15 protein-coding genes are annotated in these 17,748 nt (G+C 55.2%); 11 read left to right on the top strand and 4 right to left on the bottom strand.

What is annotated here, in order from left to right:
- The first annotated feature begins 3 nt into the window (after positions 1–3).
- From KJZ99_06240 to KJZ99_06210, 7 genes are all read left to right on the top strand, one after another.
- Positions 4–2,247 carry a type I restriction enzyme HsdR N-terminal domain-containing protein gene (locus KJZ99_06240; GenBank protein ID MCL4305494.1) on the top strand — a complete coding sequence of 748 codons (2,244 nt, stop codon included), beginning with the start codon at positions 4–6 and terminating at the stop codon, positions 2,245–2,247.
- A 112-nt stretch (positions 2,248–2,359) separates the two neighbouring features.
- Positions 2,360–3,670, top strand: coding sequence for a 2-oxo acid dehydrogenase subunit E2 (locus KJZ99_06235; GenBank protein ID MCL4305493.1), 1,311 nt, complete (start codon positions 2,360–2,362; stop codon positions 3,668–3,670).
- Positions 3,671–3,728: 58 nt separating this feature from the next.
- The gene (locus KJZ99_06230) at positions 3,729–4,064 is read left to right on the top strand and encodes a hypothetical protein (GenBank protein MCL4305492.1); all 336 of its coding nucleotides are present in this window, start codon (positions 3,729–3,731) and stop codon (positions 4,062–4,064) included.
- A gap of 264 nt (positions 4,065–4,328) precedes the next feature.
- Positions 4,329–4,793, top strand: a complete 465-nt coding sequence (locus KJZ99_06225; GenBank protein ID MCL4305491.1) for a DinB family protein — start codon at positions 4,329–4,331, stop codon at positions 4,791–4,793.
- Positions 4,790–5,206, top strand: a complete 417-nt coding sequence (tsaE, locus tag KJZ99_06220; GenBank protein ID MCL4305490.1) for a tRNA (adenosine(37)-N6)-threonylcarbamoyltransferase complex ATPase subunit type 1 TsaE — start codon at positions 4,790–4,792, stop codon at positions 5,204–5,206. The genes KJZ99_06225 and tsaE overlap by 4 nt, the downstream gene beginning before the upstream one ends.
- Positions 5,203–5,832 carry a tRNA (adenosine(37)-N6)-threonylcarbamoyltransferase complex dimerization subunit type 1 TsaB gene (gene tsaB / locus KJZ99_06215; GenBank protein ID MCL4305489.1) on the top strand — a complete coding sequence of 210 codons (630 nt, stop codon included), beginning with the start codon at positions 5,203–5,205 and terminating at the stop codon, positions 5,830–5,832. Before tsaE ends, tsaB begins: the two co-directional genes overlap by 4 nt.
- Positions 5,807–7,120, top strand: a complete 1,314-nt coding sequence (locus tag KJZ99_06210; GenBank protein MCL4305488.1) for a hypothetical protein — start codon at positions 5,807–5,809, stop codon at positions 7,118–7,120. Before tsaB ends, KJZ99_06210 begins: the two co-directional genes overlap by 26 nt.
- A gap of 65 nt (positions 7,121–7,185) precedes the next feature.
- Here the strand turns inward: KJZ99_06210 and KJZ99_06205 are convergent, their stop codons facing one another.
- Positions 7,186–9,405, bottom strand: a complete 2,220-nt coding sequence (locus tag KJZ99_06205) for a TonB-dependent receptor (protein MCL4305487.1) — start codon at positions 9,403–9,405, stop codon at positions 7,186–7,188.
- 109 nt (positions 9,406–9,514) lie between these two features.
- Positions 9,515–10,744: a hypothetical protein gene (locus KJZ99_06200; protein ID MCL4305486.1), complete on the bottom strand. Its 1,230-nt coding sequence runs from the start codon at positions 10,742–10,744 to the stop codon at positions 9,515–9,517.
- 228 nt (positions 10,745–10,972) lie between these two features.
- Between KJZ99_06200 and KJZ99_06195 the strand changes: the two genes are divergently transcribed.
- The 4 genes from KJZ99_06195 (at position 10,973) to KJZ99_06180 (ending at position 14,615) form a co-directional block, all read left to right on the top strand.
- The gene (locus tag KJZ99_06195) at positions 10,973–11,809 is read left to right on the top strand and encodes an RNA polymerase sigma factor RpoD/SigA (GenBank protein MCL4305485.1); all 837 of its coding nucleotides are present in this window, start codon (positions 10,973–10,975) and stop codon (positions 11,807–11,809) included.
- A gap of 133 nt (positions 11,810–11,942) precedes the next feature.
- Positions 11,943–12,641 (top strand): pirin family protein, encoded by a 699-nt coding sequence (locus KJZ99_06190; protein ID MCL4305484.1) that lies wholly within the window; start codon positions 11,943–11,945, stop codon positions 12,639–12,641.
- A 133-nt stretch (positions 12,642–12,774) separates the two neighbouring features.
- Positions 12,775–13,884 carry a hypothetical protein gene (locus tag KJZ99_06185; protein MCL4305483.1) on the top strand — a complete coding sequence of 370 codons (1,110 nt, stop codon included), beginning with the start codon at positions 12,775–12,777 and terminating at the stop codon, positions 13,882–13,884.
- Between the two features lie 152 nt (positions 13,885–14,036).
- A complete protein-coding gene (locus KJZ99_06180; GenBank protein MCL4305482.1) occupies positions 14,037–14,615 on the top strand; it encodes an outer membrane beta-barrel protein in 579 nt (192 codons plus the stop codon).
- Between the two features lie 117 nt (positions 14,616–14,732).
- Here the strand turns inward: KJZ99_06180 and KJZ99_06175 are convergent, their stop codons facing one another.
- Complete coding sequence (locus tag KJZ99_06175) at positions 14,733–15,896, bottom strand: ChaN family lipoprotein (protein MCL4305481.1); 1,164 nt, start codon at positions 15,894–15,896, stop codon at positions 14,733–14,735.
- Positions 15,897–15,943: 47 nt separating this feature from the next.
- Positions 15,944–17,623: a T9SS type A sorting domain-containing protein gene (locus tag KJZ99_06170; GenBank protein MCL4305480.1), complete on the bottom strand. Its 1,680-nt coding sequence runs from the start codon at positions 17,621–17,623 to the stop codon at positions 15,944–15,946.
- Between the last annotated feature and the right edge of the window lie 125 nt (positions 17,624–17,748).

Here is a 17,748-nt window from a genome sequence, read left to right as displayed (position 1 = left end):
AACATGAACACGTATCCTCTGAATGACTTTGATTTTGATTCAGTTAACGCAGACGACTTCACCGAAGAGTCCGTTCGTGAACTTATTCTGAGTCCAATATTGCAGGCGCTTGGATATGGACACAGGGGCAAAACCCGTGTACGTCGCAATCCACGAATCACGCACCCTATTGTGCAGATTGGTTCAAAGAGTCGAAAGGTGACATCGATTCCTGACTACTTGATGGAGGTAGACGGGAAACCAGCCTGGGTACTTGATGCCAAGGGGCCAAAAGAACTGGCGTCAAAAGCAAAGCACAGAGAGCAGGCTTACTTCTACGCATTGCACCCCGAAATAAATGTGAATCTATATGCGATCTCAAATGGAATAGACTTTGTTGTTTGGAATCGCGAAGGAGTAAAACCCCTTAATTCTTGGAGAATCAAAGATCTAGATAAGCACTGGAATGATGTGATCGAACTGTTGTCGCCAAGTGCCTTTGGTGCTCGGGCAGTGAAACATTCGCAAGCAACCAAGCGATCAGAAAAAGACTCTCAGTTTTACTCAACACGCTCGCTCTTACCGGAAATCGTGGTGAAGAAGCAACAAGCAAGAAGACATTTCGGGGTACACGGCTATTTTACAAAACAAGCGTGGAACGTCGTTCAAGAGTACATTAAGTACTATAGTCAACCAGGCGACACTGTGCTTGATCCTTTTGGTGGAAGCGGTGTTACTGCGATTGAAGCAATTGTGACCGGACGAAAGGCAATTCACATTGACTTAAATCCAATGTCACAATTCCTCGTGCAGTCGCTCCTGACAATTGTTGTGCCTCACGAGTTGACGTCGTCCGTGGAAAGACTACTCGAACGATTTGAATCCCAACGCCCCAAATCGAAGCGTCACGCTCAAGCGTTGCTCAAGACACTTAAGTACCCCAAAGGAACGTTGCTACCTCCTACCTCTGATGTTGAACATATCGAGGAGCTATTTACAACCCAACAATTGTGCGAACTTGCCATATTGCGGAAAGAGATTCTAAAGACCAGAGATAAGGATATTCGCAAAGTCTTGTTGTTGGCCTTCTCAGGTACGATTAGCAAGGTTAACAGAACTTATCATCCCTCAAAAGCGAGAGCCGAAGGCGGCGGCGATAACGGCCCATTCCGCTATTTTCGATACAGACTCGCACCCGCTGAGGTTCATCTCAACGTTGCTGGTGTTTTTCGGACCAAAATTAAGAAGATCATTGCAGCGCAAAAAGAGTTAAATGCGGCAATAGACGAGAAGAGCCTAAGGGAGTCGGTAGTATTGAAAGGGGACGCCGCATTACTTGATTCCGTGAATTCGGAATCGATAGATTATGTTTACACTGACCCACCGTATGGGTCAAAAATCAATTACCTTGATTTGTCCGTCATGTGGAATGAATGGCTTGGACTTCCGGTAAGCGAAAGCGACTACAAGCGCGAAACGATTGAAGATGGGTCGAGAAACCACACGGTTGAATCATACAAGGATTCTCTTGGTGCCGCCATACGTGAAATGTATCGCGTCATGAAGTACGACAGGTGGATGAGTTTCGTATTTGCCCACAAGGATCCCAAATATTGGCATTTTATTCTCGAAACTGCTGAAGCTTGTGGATTTGAGTACGTTGGCACTGTTGCGCAAGGCAATGGGGCTGCGAGTTTCAAGAAACGGCAAAACCCGTTCTCGGTGTTACAAGGGCAGCTAATCATCAATTTTAGGAAAGTCAGGAATCCACGACGTATTGCTAGAATTGTACAAGGTACGAGCGTTTATGACCTAATCATCGAGACCATTGAGTCTGTCATAGCGAGCAAGAATGGGGCTCGACTTGAAGACATAAATGATGAGTTGATCATGAAGGGACTTGAAATGGGTTTTCTTGATATTCTTAGCAAAGAGTATAAAGACTTGACACCTCTCCTTATGGATAACTTCGAGTATCATGAAGACGAAGATAAGTTTCACATGAGGAAGGAAAAGAAGTTTAGAGCGCAGTTACCCGTTGAGCTCCGAATAAGATACTTCTTGATTTCCTACTTAAGAAGGTGTGGTGCTGAACGAAAGAGTCCCACAACTGATGAGGTAATTCTCTACATCATGCCTCTGTTGAAGAACGGAATCACCCCCGAGAATCAAACGATACTTAACGAGCTCGCAGCGGTTGGTGAACATGTTGGAGAAAACCAGTGGAGACTCCGCCAGGATGGAAATCTTGAGCTGGACCTTCGTTGAATCAAGCTATTCTATGTCACGCACGCGCAGAATTCCTGAGGGATTCTTCACTACGCCAAGCCTTCGTTCAGAATGACGACATAACAAGAATAACATCAAGGCGAACTAAACCATGCCTGATTTCAAAATACCATTCCTCGGAGACGGCATCACCAAAGGCGACGTCGTCAAGCTGCTCGTCAAGGAAGGCGACGCCGTCAAAAAAGAGCAGCCGCTCTTCGAACTCGAAACCGACAAGGCCGTGATGGAAGTGCCGTCGGATGTCGAAGGTAAAGTCACGAAGATTCTGATTAAGCAGGGCGACAAGGTCGCGATCGATCAGGTCGTGATGCAGATCGAAGGAGCCGTGCAGGCGCAGACTTCCGCTCCGGTTGCCGTACCTGCTCCGCCTCAACCGGCAGCGACGCCCGCGCCCGTGCAAAAACCTGAACCGATTGCGGTCAAGACGGAACCCGCACCTGCCGCGCAGCCGTTCACGGCTAAACCCGAAACCAACGGACACGTCAAGGACGACCGCGTGCTGCCCGCCGGTCCCGCCGTGCGCAAATTCGCGCGCGAACTCGGCGTCGACCTCGGGCAAGTCTCCGGCACCGGTCCGGGCGGAAGAATTCTGATTGACGACGTCAAGCTCTACGTGCGCTCGTCTGCCAAAATTCCGCAGACAGGCGGAGCCGCAGTCGGCTCGCTCGCACCGCAGCCGCTGCCCGACTTCACGAAGTGGGGCGACACACACCGCGAACCGATGTCCAATGTGCGCCGCGCCACCGCCACAAAACTCTCGCGCGACTGGAGTACCGGCCCGCAGGTCACGCAGTTCGATGAAGCCGACGTCACGCAGCTTGAAGCGCTGCGCAAACAGTTCGCTCCGCGTGTCGAAAAAGCCGGCGGCGCGCTGACCATGACTGCGATTCTCTTGAAAATTTCCGCCGCCGCGTTGAAAGTCTTTCCGAACTTCCGCGGCAGTCTCGATTTCGCCTCTGAAGAAGTCGTCTTCAAGGACTACTTTCACATCGGCGTTGCCGTCGACACCGAACGCGGTCTGCTCGTGCCCGTTGTGCGCGACGTGGACAAGAAAAATCTCACTGAGCTCTCCATAGAACTTACGACGCTCGCCGCGCGCGCCCGTGACCGAAAACTCGCACTCGACGAAATGCAGGGCAGCGTCTTCACCATCTCGAATCTCGGCGGTATCGGCGGCACCAATTTCACTCCGATTGTCAATCAGCCCGACGCCGCAATTCTCGGTGTCTCGCGCACGCAGACCAAGCCCGTCTGGAACGGCAAGGAGTTCGAACCGCGCCGCATTCTCCCGCTCGCGCTCTCCTATGACCATCGGCTGATTGACGGAGCCGATGCCGCGCGCTTCCTCCGCTGGGTTTGTCTGGCGCTCGAAGAGCCGTTCGTGTTGTCCGTCGAGGGATAGAAAATTGTAGGGGCGGCCATCGTGCTGCCCATCGCGCAACTCAACTTCAGGAGCTCCCATGTGGGGCATACTTGGCGGCGCCGCGCTGCTGTGGCTGTTGATTGTCATTCTCGAAAAAGATGACCTCTTCAGCTTCCGGCAGGCGCTCTTTGTCGTCGTCATCAGCGGTGCCGTTCGATTCGTCGTTTACCTGCTGCTGGAAAATGCGCGCCAGCCGCTCTGGTTCATGTTGACGGCCAGTCTCGCCGCAGGGCTTATCCCGCTCTATCTCTATCTCGCTTTTCTGGGCTACAACCGTTCAACGGTCTTCCGCGTCCTCTTGTATTTCGTCATCATCGGTGCAGTTCTCTCCGGCGTGCATTATCTCATGGAAACGCCCGTCGATGTTGGTTGACCTTTCAAACACCTTGTCATTCTGAAGCCGTCTGCGGCTGAAGAATCTTGTCAAAGTGGTTTGCCACTCGAATGCACAGCCGACCGCCTGAGCAGGTCGTCATCTCAGGCACAGAATCCATCCGGTAAATTCAAGAAAAGACTGCGCTTAGAAGATTTTTCGCCTCCCCCCTTGACTCTTTGCCCAAATGTTCATATATTGTGGGTCCCAATCTACCCATTTCCCCCTAAATCCCATAAAACCAAAATCTGACAGGACCCACTCATGCACATGCAGAAGGCTATGCTTCAGCCCCGCATTGACTACTTCAAAATGGTTCACGGTGTCACCCGCAGAATCATTGACCAAATGCCTGAGGACAAGCTGAACTACAAGCCCACCCCTGAAGTCCGCTCATATACCGAACTCGTTCAACACATGTACGGCGCGCTCGATGCCTTGATGAAAATGGCGAAAGACGGTAAGTTCTACGAGGACACCAGCGGCAACTTCAAGTCGAAGGCCGACCTCAATGCCTTTGTCGATAAAATGTTCGCCAGCGCCATGCAGACTTGGGACTCGATCACCGACGCCGACCTGAATCAAAAAGTCGATGCGTGGGGAACCTCCTTCGACGCGTGGCAATTGCCCCTCTTCGCCGTCGATGAACACTGGCATCATCGCGGCGCGCTCACCGTCTATCTGCGCATGAACGGCATCGCGCCGATCATGATCTACGACTATCAATGATCTCCCGTTCACCGGAAGAAACTCTCGTCTGGGCGGAGGAATTCGCACAGCGGCTCCGCCCGGGCGATGTCGTCTGTCTCTCCGGTGAACTCGGTGCGGGAAAATCCGTAGTCGCCCGCGGCATCGGCAGCGGTCTCGGCGTGCGCGAAGAAATTCTCTCTCCGACCTTCAACTATGTGCTCGAATATGTCGGCCGTGTGCCGCTCTATCACGCCGACCTCTACCGTATCGAAAATGCGCATCAGTTCATGGCAATGGGCCTCGAAGAATATTTCGAACGCGACGGCATCCTGTTGATTGAATGGCCAGAACGCATCGCCGAACTCCTCCCCGACTCCTGCTACCAAATCCACCTGCAATTCCTCGACGACCCGCTGCATCGCTCCATCCTCCTGAGTGAACCTCATTCATGATATTTGCTATAGATTCCTCAGGCCGCGAAACGCTCCTCGGTCTCGCTACGCCTAACGGCACTCGTGAACTCCTGTTGCCGGACCGCGACCAACTAAAAAGTGCCTTTGAAGAGCTGCTCGTGCAGAATGACGCTCGTCCGGCACAGTTTGCCGCAATTGCCATCGGTGCCGGACCCGGCTCTTTTACGGGTTTACGTGTGGGTTTTGCCTTCGCGCACGGCTTGGCACGTGGTTTGGATGTACCGCTGTGGCCGGTCCCCTCGTTCGAGGTGCTGGCACAATTTCTGTTGCCGAATCACAACCGCGTCGCCGTGCTCGTGCAGGCTCGCAAAGAGCGCTGGTTTGCCGAGGTTCTGGGGTCAAACCCCAAACCCCGCGCCGTGCTCGATGCCGCAGGTCTTGCGGCTTGGATGCCCGACGATTGCATCCTCTGCGGTCCCGGTTGCACGACCTTGCCGCAGGAATTGAAATCACTGTGGAACACGCGCATTCCGGATGACCCGCACGCGCATCGTCCACACGCGGAAGTTCTGATTCGTCTGGCACAGAAGCAATGGCAGGATCGGGAGCGGCTGAGAATCAGCGATGTGCTGCCCGACTATGGCTTGGACTTCGGAGTACTTTAAGTATCACGACTTGAAAAAGCATTTGCAAAATTTATTGCTGTCGTTCGCGCTGCTCGGTTGCGTAACGTTGCAGGCGTTTGCGCAGGCACCCGCCTCCACAATGCAGGGCTATGACCGCGCGCCGGAACCACGCTGGGCACGCCATTTCGGTGGCCCGGAGGATGACGGTGCCTACGCGGTGCTTGCCCTCGAAGACGGTGGTTTTGTGCTCGCCGGTGATTGCATTTCGCAATCCGGCACTCGCCAAATGTGCCTTCTCAAGCTCGGACTCTACGGCGACCTGATCTTCCAGAAAAGCTATCCGGGCGCCGGCGTCTCTTCTGCCCGCTCACTGCGCACGACCAACGACGGCGGCTTTGTGCTCGGCGGCTCCACCCGAGGACCCGGCGGCTCCGGCACCGACCTCTACGTGGTCAAAACCGATTACGAAGGCGATGTTGAGTGGTCGCGCATATCCGAAGACCGCGGCGGCGACTTCACCGAAGATATTCTGCACGCTCGCGGCGGCGGTTTCATCAGCGCCGGACGCAACGCCCTCGACCAAAAGGGCGCATACAATCTGGTCAAAATGAATAAGCCCGGCGTCGTCGTCTGGACCCGCAACTTCCCGGGCGAACAGGCCAACGCCATCATCGAAATCAGTGACGGCAAAATTGCCGCGCTCGGTGTCACCAAAGATATTCCCGCATACGCTCGACCTGCCGAACCCGCAAAAGACCTGCACTTCCCGTGGGTCGGTTCACCCAAGCGCGAACCCAAAGAACTCTGCAAGGAAGAAGCCGCGTGGCTCTTCACTGAAGTGGATTGGAAAGGCGTCGTGCTCAGTGAACGCGTTTACTGGAAGAGCAAATACGACATCGGCAACGCGCTCCTGCAGACTCCCGACGGCGGATTTCTGCTCGTAGGCTCCGCCGGAGGCTGTCCCGCCGACCCGCGCGGCTATGACTGCTGGATTGTGCGCACCATCAGCTCCGGCGATACACTTTGGACACGCACCTTCGGCGGCAACTATGAAGACCATGCCTACTCCGTCATTGCGGAATCCGACGGCGGCTTCCTCATCGCCGGAAGCACGCGCTCGTGGGGCGCCGGAGAAAGTGACGCGCTGCTCTTCAAAATCGATGGCAAAGGCTCGCTCCTCTGGAGCACCGCCTACGGCGGTCCCGGCAGCGAAATCTGTTATGATGTGCAGACTGCGCTCGACGGATACGTGCTCTCCGGAACCACCACCTCCTATGGCAACGGCGATACCGACATGTATCTGATTAAAGTCGGAAAACCCAAGTAGTAGCCCGTTTCACTCCCTCTCGAAATTGAAACGGGCAGCCAATGGCTGCCCGTTCCCAAACTGTCCTAATTCCGTTTCCCGATATCGAAGTCATAAAGCAGCTCGATGCGATACGTGCGCGGCGGCATGCGGTAGCGCTCCATCTCTTCGTATTGTTCGTTCGTGATGTTCTCCAGAATCAAGCTCAGACGCGTGCTCTGGCGGAATTGAAACGCCACCCGTCCGGTCCACAGCGTGTATGCGTCCGGCGCATCGTTCTGATAGAACACCACCGTGTCCGTCTTGCTCACGTGCCGCATCTCCAGACTGTAGGTTGTGCGCCGATGAGTGTATTCCGCACCGGCGAAAAACCGCCATTCGGGAACGTATGTCAGCGGCCCCATGTCGTTGATATCCGTGTGCAGATACGTCGTCGAAAACGCCGTGTTCAGATTGCGCGGCCAGACCGACTTCAAACCGAACTCCGCACCCTGAATCTGCGCCTCTGCTAAATTCTCCGTCTTGAATCTTCCTCCCGCCAGCACCTGCCATCGGATAATGTCATTGTAATCGTAGTGAAACGCTGCGGCGTCCGCCACGACGTGGTCGTTGATGCGATAGTTCACGCCGATTTCACCGAAGTCCACCGTCTCCGGATCCAACTCGGGATTCGGCTCGAATTCATAATCCTGCGTGCCCACGCGCTTCAGGAACATCTCCGCAATCGATGGATTGCGAAACGCATGACCGACCGACCCGCGCAGCACGACATTCCGTGCCGCTTCATACGACAGTCCCGCTTTCGGCGAAAGCTGCTGTGCCGTCTTTCCACTCACGAGGTGCCGAAAATCGTAGCGCGCACCGACCGTGAAGTTGACCCGTTCGTGTATACTCCAATCGTCCTGCGCGAATCCCGCCAGCGAATTCGCCTGCTGTCTGCCGTAGAGATACGACTCCGGCACACCGTCCACCAAATCCATCACCGCGTCAAACCCGAACACCAACGTGTGACCGCCCGGCAGAATCTTCGTGGATTGTTCAAGTATCCCGAATTTCTGCGACGTCGAACGCGTTTCCAAATTGAGTGCCACGTCTCCCGGGCGCGGGTCGCTCGACGGATTGAACAGCGAACGCGTCAAGTCACGATTGTAGAAAAATCGTAGCGTGTAGTTCGAGCGCGGCGACTCCACTCTCCGATAGACCAAATCCGTTGAAAAAGTCTGCTTGCGCTGCACGTCGTTCGTATATATATCGCGCACGCGCAATGGCTGCGCCGAGCTTTGCCACGGGTGCGGATAGTCGTTCTCTCCACTCAGATAAATCGTCGAGAGCGTCAGATTGCGCTCGGGAGTGTAGTCATACACAAGCTTCGTGAACGCGGTGACATTCTCCAGCGCGGACGTCTGCCGCCAGCCGCCCGAGTTGCGCCGCGTGAAGTTCGAAAAGTAACCCAGTCGTCCAATCGAATTTGAGTGGCTGAATGACAAATCGCTGCGCGTGGTCAACCGTTCGGTATAGCGTGCCCACCCCGCCGGACGTTCATACATTCCGTAGCCCGCGCGAATGCGCGTGTATTCGCGGTGCGTCGGAGAATGCGTCAGGACGTTCACCACGCCGCCCATCGCGTTGGAACCGTAGAGCGCGCTGTAGGCACCCTTCACCACTTCGATGCGCGCAATCACATCCTCCGGATAAAGCTGCCAGCTCGCGCCGTCCGTGTCGGAAATCACCGCCGGACGACCGTCCACCAGCAGCAGCGTGCGGTTGCCCACACCGCCGCCCAACTTGTCCGATGAACCGCGAATCGAAACATTCGACACCACCGCGCCACCCGTGCGATGGACGTCCACACCCGGCACCGCTTCCAGCACGCGGTCCAGCGAACTCGGAGCGCGCGCCTGAATCTCCGGTGCGCGAACCACTTCCACACGTGTCGTCGAAAGTCGCGCTGTGGTCTCACGCGCCTGAGCTGTAATCACCACTTCGTCGGCCTGCAAATAATCAGGGTCCAGTTTCAATGAAACGTCGAGCGTGTCGCCCTCGCCTATTTCAAACGAGTGTTCCAATGTGCGAAAACCGATGCTCGTGATGCGCAAAGTCCAATTGCCCGACTTCGGCAAATGCAGAAGAAAACTACCCTGCTCATTCGTGGACGTTCCGCGCAGCGTCCCGACCAACTGAATATTCACACCGAGCAGGCCTTCGCCTGTGTGTTGATGAGTAATCGTCCCGCGCAGAACGGGCGCGGCGAACGCGGCGGATGAAATAACTATCGCGATGAAGAAAGAGAATATGAATCTGTGCATAAGGGATTTTGGGGCAACAGATCTGCCGTCCCCGATAAGGCTTGACATGACAACAAGGGCCGTCACAAGACGGCCCCTGAAGATAGCAATTCTGAACGAAATCTGAAACTCAGTTGGAAATGTTGATGCCCGTGTAACCGTAGTTGCTGGCATCAATCACAATCGGATCGGCCTGGCCGTCTTCGTTCGCGTCGTAGCTGCCGTACAGAATCGCCGAGGGACTGGTCGAGTTCTCATAGAGCAATGCGTAATAGGTCCCTTCGGCCATACCCGTCAGCGCGTAGACCGTTTCGGTCGGGTCAAGTGCATACCAACCGGCGGGCGGACCCATCAACGTCGGCGTCAAGCTAAGTGCGACGGCAATTCCCGCTGCCGGACGATCGCCGGTAAATGTAATGACACCCGCGATGTAGTGCGGTGCCGGACCGGAAAGTGCCGTTGCGCCAAGAGCGGCTTCGGGATCACCCGATGAAATCACAATCGGAGTGCTCGCCGCGTTATGCGTTCCCGGAGGTGAAGCGACGCTCGTCACCACGCCGTAGGCACCGAGAAACTTGTTATTCGGCGGCTGCTCGTTCGTCCAGAAGGACACGAAGTAGGTCCCGTAGGGCTGCGAGAACGAGTAGTAAAGATTGTTCTGATTCGTCATTGCGGAGCGGCCGCGATAGCCTGCGATGCCGCCCGGCTCCCAAATCGTGTAAGGCATCGTCGTGATAATCGCCGCGACACCCGCTGCCGGCCAAGTGCCGCTGAAGTTGACTGTCCCTTCGATTCTGCCAAGATTGTTGCACCCCGCAACCGGCAGGCGGCGGTCAAACCAGACGTGAATCTCAATCGTCTGCGTGGCGCTGTTCTGCGCAAATGTGATAGACTCAGGGATGCTATCGCTTGTACCCGCCACGGCACCGTACATCCCGATGACCGGTTCGTCACACTCGACGTTGCCCGTTTGCGTGGGTGTGCGCCAGCCGATCACAACGACGTCGTAGCTCCCCAGCGTAATCCCCGAAATGTCAAAGGACAGCGTGTCCGCCGGTGAAGTGTTGGTCGGGTCCGGGTCCTGAAAATGAGCCGAATGCGTGTAATATGACGGCGGCCCACCTGCAGACATCGCGCACCACCAGCAGCCTGTGCCTTCGTTGTTCCAGTTCTCAAAAATCGAAAGTTGAACCGTTCCCGAATCCGGCCAGTCACCGTGGAAAATCACGTTGCCGTTGAGCGTGCCGGTCGAGGGAGGCTGCTTCTCATCGTCGTCCTCGCAGCCCGGCAAGACCAATACTGCGGCAATTGCCAACCCTGCCGTAATAAGCAAGAATCGGAGCTTATTGAAGTTAATCATAACTAAACTCTAACAGATTTGTGAAAAGAAGAGCGATACGGAGTAAGATAAAAGTTCGGGTTCTCTAATTCAAGTATCTAACATTCGCCCTTGCACCTTTGAGAGGAAATCACTAAACTCCGGTCCCCCTCGGGAACCTTCGCTTGACAAGGAGCGTTCTGTGAGTAATGGGTTAGTTCGTTTTGCCCACACAGTCAGCCCCTAAACCACTCCTTAATAATTATTTACATGAATATTCGAGCCAACCAAAGTCTGGAACGATACCTTCAGGAAATCGGCGAGGTTCCTCTTCTGACTCCAGATGAGGAAATCAAGCTTGCCAAGCGGATTCGCAAGGGTGACCAGATCGCTCTGGAGAAGCTGACCAAGGCCAATCTGCGGTTCGTGGTGTCGGTGGCCAAGCAGTATCAGAATCAGGGGCTGTCGCTCGGTGACCTCATCAACGAAGGCAATCTGGGATTGATTAAGGCTGCCAAGCGCTTCGACGAAACGCGCGGCTACAAGTTCATCTCCTACGCCGTGTGGTGGATTCGCCAGAGCATTTTGCAGGCTCTGGCCGAGCAGTCCCGCGTCGTGCGCCTGCCGCTCAACCGCGTCGGCGCGCTGAACAAGATCGGCAAGACCTTCTCCTCGCTTGAGCAGGAATACGAGCGTGAACCGACGCCCAACGAAATCGCCGATGCACTGGATATTTCGGCCTACGAAGTGACCGATACGCTGCGTATGTCGGGGCGGCATCTCTCGATTGACGCACCATTCGCGCAAGGCGAAGATAACCGCCTGCTGGACATCGTGCATAACGACTCCCAGCCGCCGCCTGATTCCAATCTGATGAAGGAGTCACTGCGGCAGGACATCGAGCGTTCGCTCTCGTCGCTCACTCCCCGCGAAGCCGAAGTCATTCGCCTCTATTTCGGCCTCGACCGCGAGCATCCGCTCACGCTTGAGGAAATCGGCGAACTCTTCAAGCTGACCCGCGAGCGCGTCCGCCAAATCAAGGAAAAGGCCCTGCGCCGCCTGCGCCACGCCTCCCGCTCAAATTCACTCAGAACCTATCTCGGGTAGGTTTAGCCTAAATGAGTCTAAACGCCGGCCTGAAGGTCGGCGTTCTGTTTTCGGGAACATTTCGTGGATTCGCGAGTTAGTTTAATGTAGAACTAATCTACATCAAACTACTTTTCAAAGACAGGAGCAACTCATGATTCGGGTTCGAAAAGCAACCGACAGAGGCTATGCAAATCACGGCTGGCTCGAAACTTACCACACCTTCAGCTTTGCGAGCTACGTGGACCGCGAACACGTCCATTTCCGTAGCCTGCGGGTCATCAATGATGACAAAGTGGCCTCGCACACGGGTTTCGGGACCCATCCGCATGACAATATGGAGATTATCACCTATGTCATGGAAGGCGAGTTGACTCACAAGGACAGCATGGGCAATGAGGGTGCGATTCGTGCAGGTGAATTTCAGATGATGCACGCAGGGACCGGGATTCTGCATAGCGAGCAGAACAAGTCCTCGGAGCGCACCCACCTCTATCAAATCTGGATCTTCCCGGACCAGAAGGGGCGTACGCCCGGTTACGACCAGCGGCCCGCGCTGAACGGCGACTCGGCAAATAAGCTCAATCTGATTGTCTCGCCGGACGGCCGCAACGGGACGATGCAGATCTACCAGGATGCGAGTCTGTTCTTAGGCAAACTTGATCAGGGCAAGACCCTCGACTATGCGATTGCGGATACGCGCCACGCATGGGTGCAAGTGACGAAGGGACAGCTCTCCGTCAATGGCATCGAGCTTTCCGCCGGAGACGGCGCGGCGGTTTCAGACGAAACGGCACTCGCGTTCGTCGGCGGACAAGGGGGAGGCGAGTGGCTGTTGTTTGACTTAGCGTGACTTTGTCTCCTGTGCTGGTTTGAAAAGGTCGGGATTTCTCCCGACCTTTTCTTTGCTTTGGGAACCAATCCGCTTCTCCGAAACCGCACACTCCGGGTTCTTGCGTCAGGACAAAAGTCAAGGAGTTCTAAACATGCGATCGCTGAAGATATGTGTCCTACTTGCAATTCTATTTTGCATTTTCTGCGCCGCGACGAGCTATGCGGCACGACTGGTTTCCGCGATGACGTGCGGCGATGTCAATCCGCAAGGCATGATACCCATCGCGGTGCAGGACGAGTTTGCCACGACCGCACCGGCAATTCATCTTGTGGCGGTGATGAGCGATGTCGCGAAAGCGGCGCGGGTGAAAGCTGTCTGGATGTCCGTGAATGCAATAGAAGTCCCGAATTTCGCGATCGACTCGACTGAAGTTGTCGCCAATGAACCTGAGTCGCGGCTGCACTTTCAACTCTCTCGGCCCAATAACGGCTGGCCGGCGGGCGATTATCAGGTCTTACTGTATGTGGACGACACATTCGTTACGAGTGTGCCCTTCAAAGTGGCGTCGAAATCGGAGCCAGTCAGAGCGGAGTCGGCGTCCCCGACCCTGATCGGCTGCTGGAGATGCGAAGACGCGGGGGAATCGTCTCTTATTGAATTTCGCGAAGACAACGTGATGTTGTATGACGGCGACGCGGCACGCTACAGCAAGACAAATACTGCAATTCAGATGGAAACCGAGTTCGGGCCGATTGACTATCCGTACTCGCTGTCCGGTAATCTGTTGACGCTGGAGTTTCCGGGAGGGTATCAGCTTCGCTGCACGCGGACCGGATGCAGCGGAGCACCACGCAGCGCGCCGCAGGACTACGGTGACTATGATCGGAATGAATATGCCCCGCAGCCGTCCGCGCCGCAAAGCTCTGGTAATGAATCCCTGCTGAGCGGGCAGTTCTGTCACTGGGGTGGTTCGTCCTCTTCGTATACGGGCAGCAGCTATTCGCATTCCGAGCGTGTGTATTTCGACGGACAGGGCCGCTTTACGACGGGATCCGAAGCGTCGTTCAACAGCCCCGAAGGGCTGGCATACGGCGGCGGGAATGATGGGGGAGGCACTTACCGGGTTGTCGGCAACGAAGTGCATTTGATGTTTACTGACGGCTCCACGGGAGTGGCCACGGTCTACAATCGCGGACAAGGCGGACGGATTACCGAGCTGATGTACAACGGAGATCTCTACGCTCCGCAACTCTGTGAGTGACCACATCAGGAGTCGTATTGTCCTGAAAAGACTGCACTTTCTGAAGCATCGAAACTTTATCGACGGAATATCAGTTAACACAAAAGACGCACGAACATCATGACCCCATAAGGTCATGAACGAAACTACACAAATAGATCGAGGAGCAGAAAATGGGAATCCAAAGATTCTTTCTGGGAGTAATGGCGCTCGCGGTGCTGGTATTAAGCGCTACATCGGCAGACGCGCACGTGATGAAGAAGACGTGGATATTGCAAGGGAATGCCGCATTTTCAAGTTCGAGTGGCGACCTCTACGGCGATGATGCTCTAACAGTCATCTCCTTGGCGCCGACCGCTCACTACACCTTCATGGACAAACTTGCTCTTGGCGGCAAACTGGATCTCACGTCGAGAAGTCACGGCGATGTCAGCAACACTTCAATGATGATCGGGCCGTCCGCGCGCTACTTCTTCGGCAAGGACAAGGACCCGCATACAGGAAGCTTCAATCCGTATCTCGGAGCCGCTGTTCTGTTGCGCTCGATGTCGTTTGACGATGGAAACCCGGCCACGAACGAAGAGTCCCAGAGCGGCTCGGCCATTCAGTTGGCGGGAGGACTGGCGTTCTATTTGAGCAACACCTTTGCCATCACACCGGAACTCTCATTCAATTTGGAAAGCATGGAAGGAGAGTCCGGAACCACCATCATGCTGGGAATCGGCTTGGCCGGATTTCTTCCGCAGGATTAGTCGATCATAGTTTCCAGAGTCGGCCGACAGACTCTGGTGATCATTATACGAACAGAAAGCCGAGGCAATTACCTCGGCTTCTCTTTCATTTCGAAAATGGGCGCAGCCCCTCAAGCCTTACTCGTATCGTCCCAGCCACCAGGCCATCTTAGCGTCCTGCGCGATGGCTTTGTTGAGTTCAGAGATCGTAAGTTTGCGCAGGCTCGGGTTGGGCGACTGCGCTTTGGCGCGTTCGTAGTTTGTTCCGTTGATGAAATTCTCAATCGGTGTCACGCCGTGATACTGCGCAATCGGACATTGAAAAATCCAGCCGTCGGCAAACTGCGAGATTGTAAATCGCTCGTAGCCTTGACTATAGACCGACGTCTCGCCGCCGAGTCTGCCGAAAGGAGTATCCTGCAAATCGAACGCGACGGGATAGTAGGACTGCCCAAGTTCCCGGAACAGCGCATCGATGACTCCGTCCGCCGCATAGACGTAGATGCCGCCGTAGCCCGTGCGCGGTGGCCAGATCGCATGCAGATAGACGGTCATCACGCGCTCACCGAGCTCGCGCTTGACAAAGTTGCCCATCCGTTCGGTTTCAAAACGTATGAATTCTCCGTCCTCAACAATCGGCTGCTGGTAGCTTGTGAAGCCGTGATGAATGCCGCAGTAGACCAGCACCTTCTCGCCCCCCGCAACCGCCTCGGTGACGACTTTCGCCCACAGATGCTCACCGCCACCCTGCCAGACTTTTCGTTTCTTCTCGGCGTCGTCGCGATCCGCCTCCGTCTGAATATAGCTCCAATCCGGTGAATCGTTCATTCCGAGAATCCGGAACTTCGGCAGCGATTCGGGTAACGAGTGATTCAACTCCCACGCCGCTCTGAAAATATCCACATACTCCTGAAAACCCCAGAAGGCGAACTGATTAAAAGTTATCTGCCGCGCCAAAGATTCGCTATACTCGCGGGCAGTGAGCAGGCTGTCAATCAAGGGCTGATCCTCCCGACGCGCAAACTCAGTCGCCAACACACGAATTCCGCGACCGTAGAGTCGCGGTATCAATTCCTGAACCAGTTCCACGTTCTGTTTCACCCGATGAAACTCGCCCAGAATCACCACGTCGCGTTCCATGAACTTGTTGATCACGTAGTCAACAGGTGCGAGCTTGTGCGTGTCCAGATAGCTCTGCAGTTCATCGCGCAATGCCGGATTAATCTGCGGCGGCGTGTGTTTTAGCTCGGCGCAGGAGACGAAAAGGAGGAGCGAAAGCGTGCAGAGAAGGATGAAACGCATGTTCGTGAAAGTGTAACCGATGCAGATTCGTCCGCACCGGAAGACCGCTACTTCATCAACAGCAACTTAGCTACTGCACTCTGCCTGCCTGCGGTAATCTTCGCAAAGTAGACGCCGCTGGGTTGAGTCAATTCAATCGCGTGTCTGTGCTCGCCCGACGTATGACGCCCGAGTGATTGCTCCACTACCGCTTGGCCGAGGGTGTTAAAGACGGTCAGCGAAACATCGGCGGCGTGCGCCAGTGAATAGCTGAGCGTCGTGGTCCCGTTGAACGGATTCGGATATGCGCTCAGAAGAAGCGAGGAAGGTAAGAGCGTGACTGGATTGGCGGCACCGGACTGAAACAACGAATCAATTACAGCGACAAAAACATCCTGATTTCCCAAGCGTGTGTCCGTCCACGCGCAAACTGCCTTGCCGTGCACCGCGTGCCAACCGATGTATTCGCCGATCACTCCTGCGTCCAGCGTGCCCGCGCCGGGATGACTCGAGACGTCACTGATCCGTTCGTTGGGCCACCACGTCGCGCCGCCGTCTTCCGAAACCGTGAAATAGACATCCATCAGCAGATTGTTCGGATCGTTGCGGCGATCATACCACGCGCACCACACGCGGCCCGCCTCGTCAACGGTTATCCACGGATGAAACTGATCCACGTCGTAGAACGTGTCGTCGTCGTGAATGAGCACGGGCGCGCTCCAGCTCGCACCCTGATTAGAGCTGGCAGCGAAATAGACATCCGTCTGATTGAATCCGGCGTCGGTATCGGTAAATAGTCCGTAAATCCTGCCGCGATATGGTCCGTCCGTATTATCCACTGCCATCACCATGTAGGAAAACACGAGCAAGTCCGGGTCCACATTGGCCTGAATCATGCGCGCCTCGAAAATGCGCGTCTCATTTGACCACGTGACTCCGCCGTCCAGCGAGCGCGAGAACGCGACGCCGTCGTCGCGATATGTCACCCAACTCACGTAAACTTCCCCGTTCGGTCCCGTAGCCACATTGGTCCATTGCACCGAACGGCGCGACGAGATGCGTCGTGGTGTGCTGTAATTCTGACCGGGCCGTTTATAGACCAAGTGCACGTGCGTCGAATCGAAATTTCCGTTATTCGGATTCCGGTGAAAGCGCGTCCATGCAACATAGTGCGTCCCCTGATAGGGAGAGTCCGGCGAATTATCCACGGCCAGCATCTGCTTGTCTTCGAATGCCGATTCGTCCGTTGTCAACACCGCCCACACCGAGTCCTGCCACGTCACGCCGCCGTCATAAGACGATACCGAGAGCATTCCGTTATCTCCGTTCCCGCCCGCTTCATAGGAGATCATGTTGGCGGTGAACACACCGTTGTGATCCACGACCAGCACGGGATCACTCTGCCACGCGTAATACATCGCGGGGAATAGCTCGTCATGCCACGTTTGCCCGCCGTCAAGAGTATACCCGACTCCAATCCGGCGATAGCCCTCGCGGAAATCGCGCCAGACTGCCACCATATTTTCCGGATCGAGCGGATTGATACAAATCATCTCTTCATTCTGAATCTCGCCCGAGTCGTCTGTATTCACGCGTTGATTGAGATGCTCGTCGAACGAAGGCATGAAGCCGCGCTGCTGCAGCGGAACGTGCCGCCACACCGAATGCGGCTTTTGAAATTCTTCCAGCGGGGTTACCCGTGCGAATGCGGCGGCGGCGAATATGAGGAGTAGGAAGAGGCGTGACATGAGCGGAACCTGCGTTGGTAGCTTCCTTCCAATATACCCTTCCTCTTTCCCAGAGGCAATGGTACTTTTGTTGCACAAGGAAGTTATTGTTTTATCTTACAGTTGGATTCGGACTGCGCGATATT

This window comes from bacterium, from assembly GCA_023382385.1.
In the GTDB taxonomy this organism is placed as follows: domain Bacteria; phylum Electryoneota; class RPQS01; order RPQS01; family RPQS01; genus JABWCQ01.
The sequence above is the reverse complement of the archived record's forward strand: the minus strand, read 5'-3'. Positions and strand labels throughout refer to the sequence as shown.

Bases quoted from the DNA above. Each gene is read 5' to 3' on its own strand.
- KJZ99_06195 (MCL4305485.1), top strand. From the start codon at position 10,973: ATGAATATTCGAGCCAACCAAAGTCTGGAACGATACCTTCAGGAAATC.
- KJZ99_06210 (MCL4305488.1), top strand. From the start codon at position 5,807: ATGGCTTGGACTTCGGAGTACTTTAAGTATCACGACTTGAAAAAGCAT.
- tsaE (MCL4305490.1), top strand. From the start codon at position 4,790: ATGATCTCCCGTTCACCGGAAGAAACTCTCGTCTGGGCGGAGGAATTC.
- KJZ99_06200 (MCL4305486.1), bottom strand. From the start codon at position 10,744: ATGATTAACTTCAATAAGCTCCGATTCTTGCTTATTACGGCAGGGTTG.
- KJZ99_06190 (MCL4305484.1), top strand. From the start codon at position 11,943: ATGATTCGGGTTCGAAAAGCAACCGACAGAGGCTATGCAAATCACGGC.
- KJZ99_06240 (MCL4305494.1), top strand. From the start codon at position 4: ATGAACACGTATCCTCTGAATGACTTTGATTTTGATTCAGTTAACGCA.
- KJZ99_06205 (MCL4305487.1), bottom strand. From the start codon at position 9,405: ATGCACAGATTCATATTCTCTTTCTTCATCGCGATAGTTATTTCATCC.
- KJZ99_06175 (MCL4305481.1), bottom strand. From the start codon at position 15,896: ATGCGTTTCATCCTTCTCTGCACGCTTTCGCTCCTCCTTTTCGTCTCC.
- KJZ99_06235 (MCL4305493.1), top strand. From the start codon at position 2,360: ATGCCTGATTTCAAAATACCATTCCTCGGAGACGGCATCACCAAAGGC.
- KJZ99_06230 (MCL4305492.1), top strand. From the start codon at position 3,729: ATGTGGGGCATACTTGGCGGCGCCGCGCTGCTGTGGCTGTTGATTGTC.
- KJZ99_06185 (MCL4305483.1), top strand. From the start codon at position 12,775: ATGCGATCGCTGAAGATATGTGTCCTACTTGCAATTCTATTTTGCATT.
- KJZ99_06225 (MCL4305491.1), top strand. From the start codon at position 4,329: ATGCACATGCAGAAGGCTATGCTTCAGCCCCGCATTGACTACTTCAAA.
- KJZ99_06170 (MCL4305480.1), bottom strand. From the start codon at position 17,623: ATGTCACGCCTCTTCCTACTCCTCATATTCGCCGCCGCCGCATTCGCA.
- tsaB (MCL4305489.1), top strand. From the start codon at position 5,203: ATGATATTTGCTATAGATTCCTCAGGCCGCGAAACGCTCCTCGGTCTC.
- KJZ99_06180 (MCL4305482.1), top strand. From the start codon at position 14,037: ATGGGAATCCAAAGATTCTTTCTGGGAGTAATGGCGCTCGCGGTGCTG.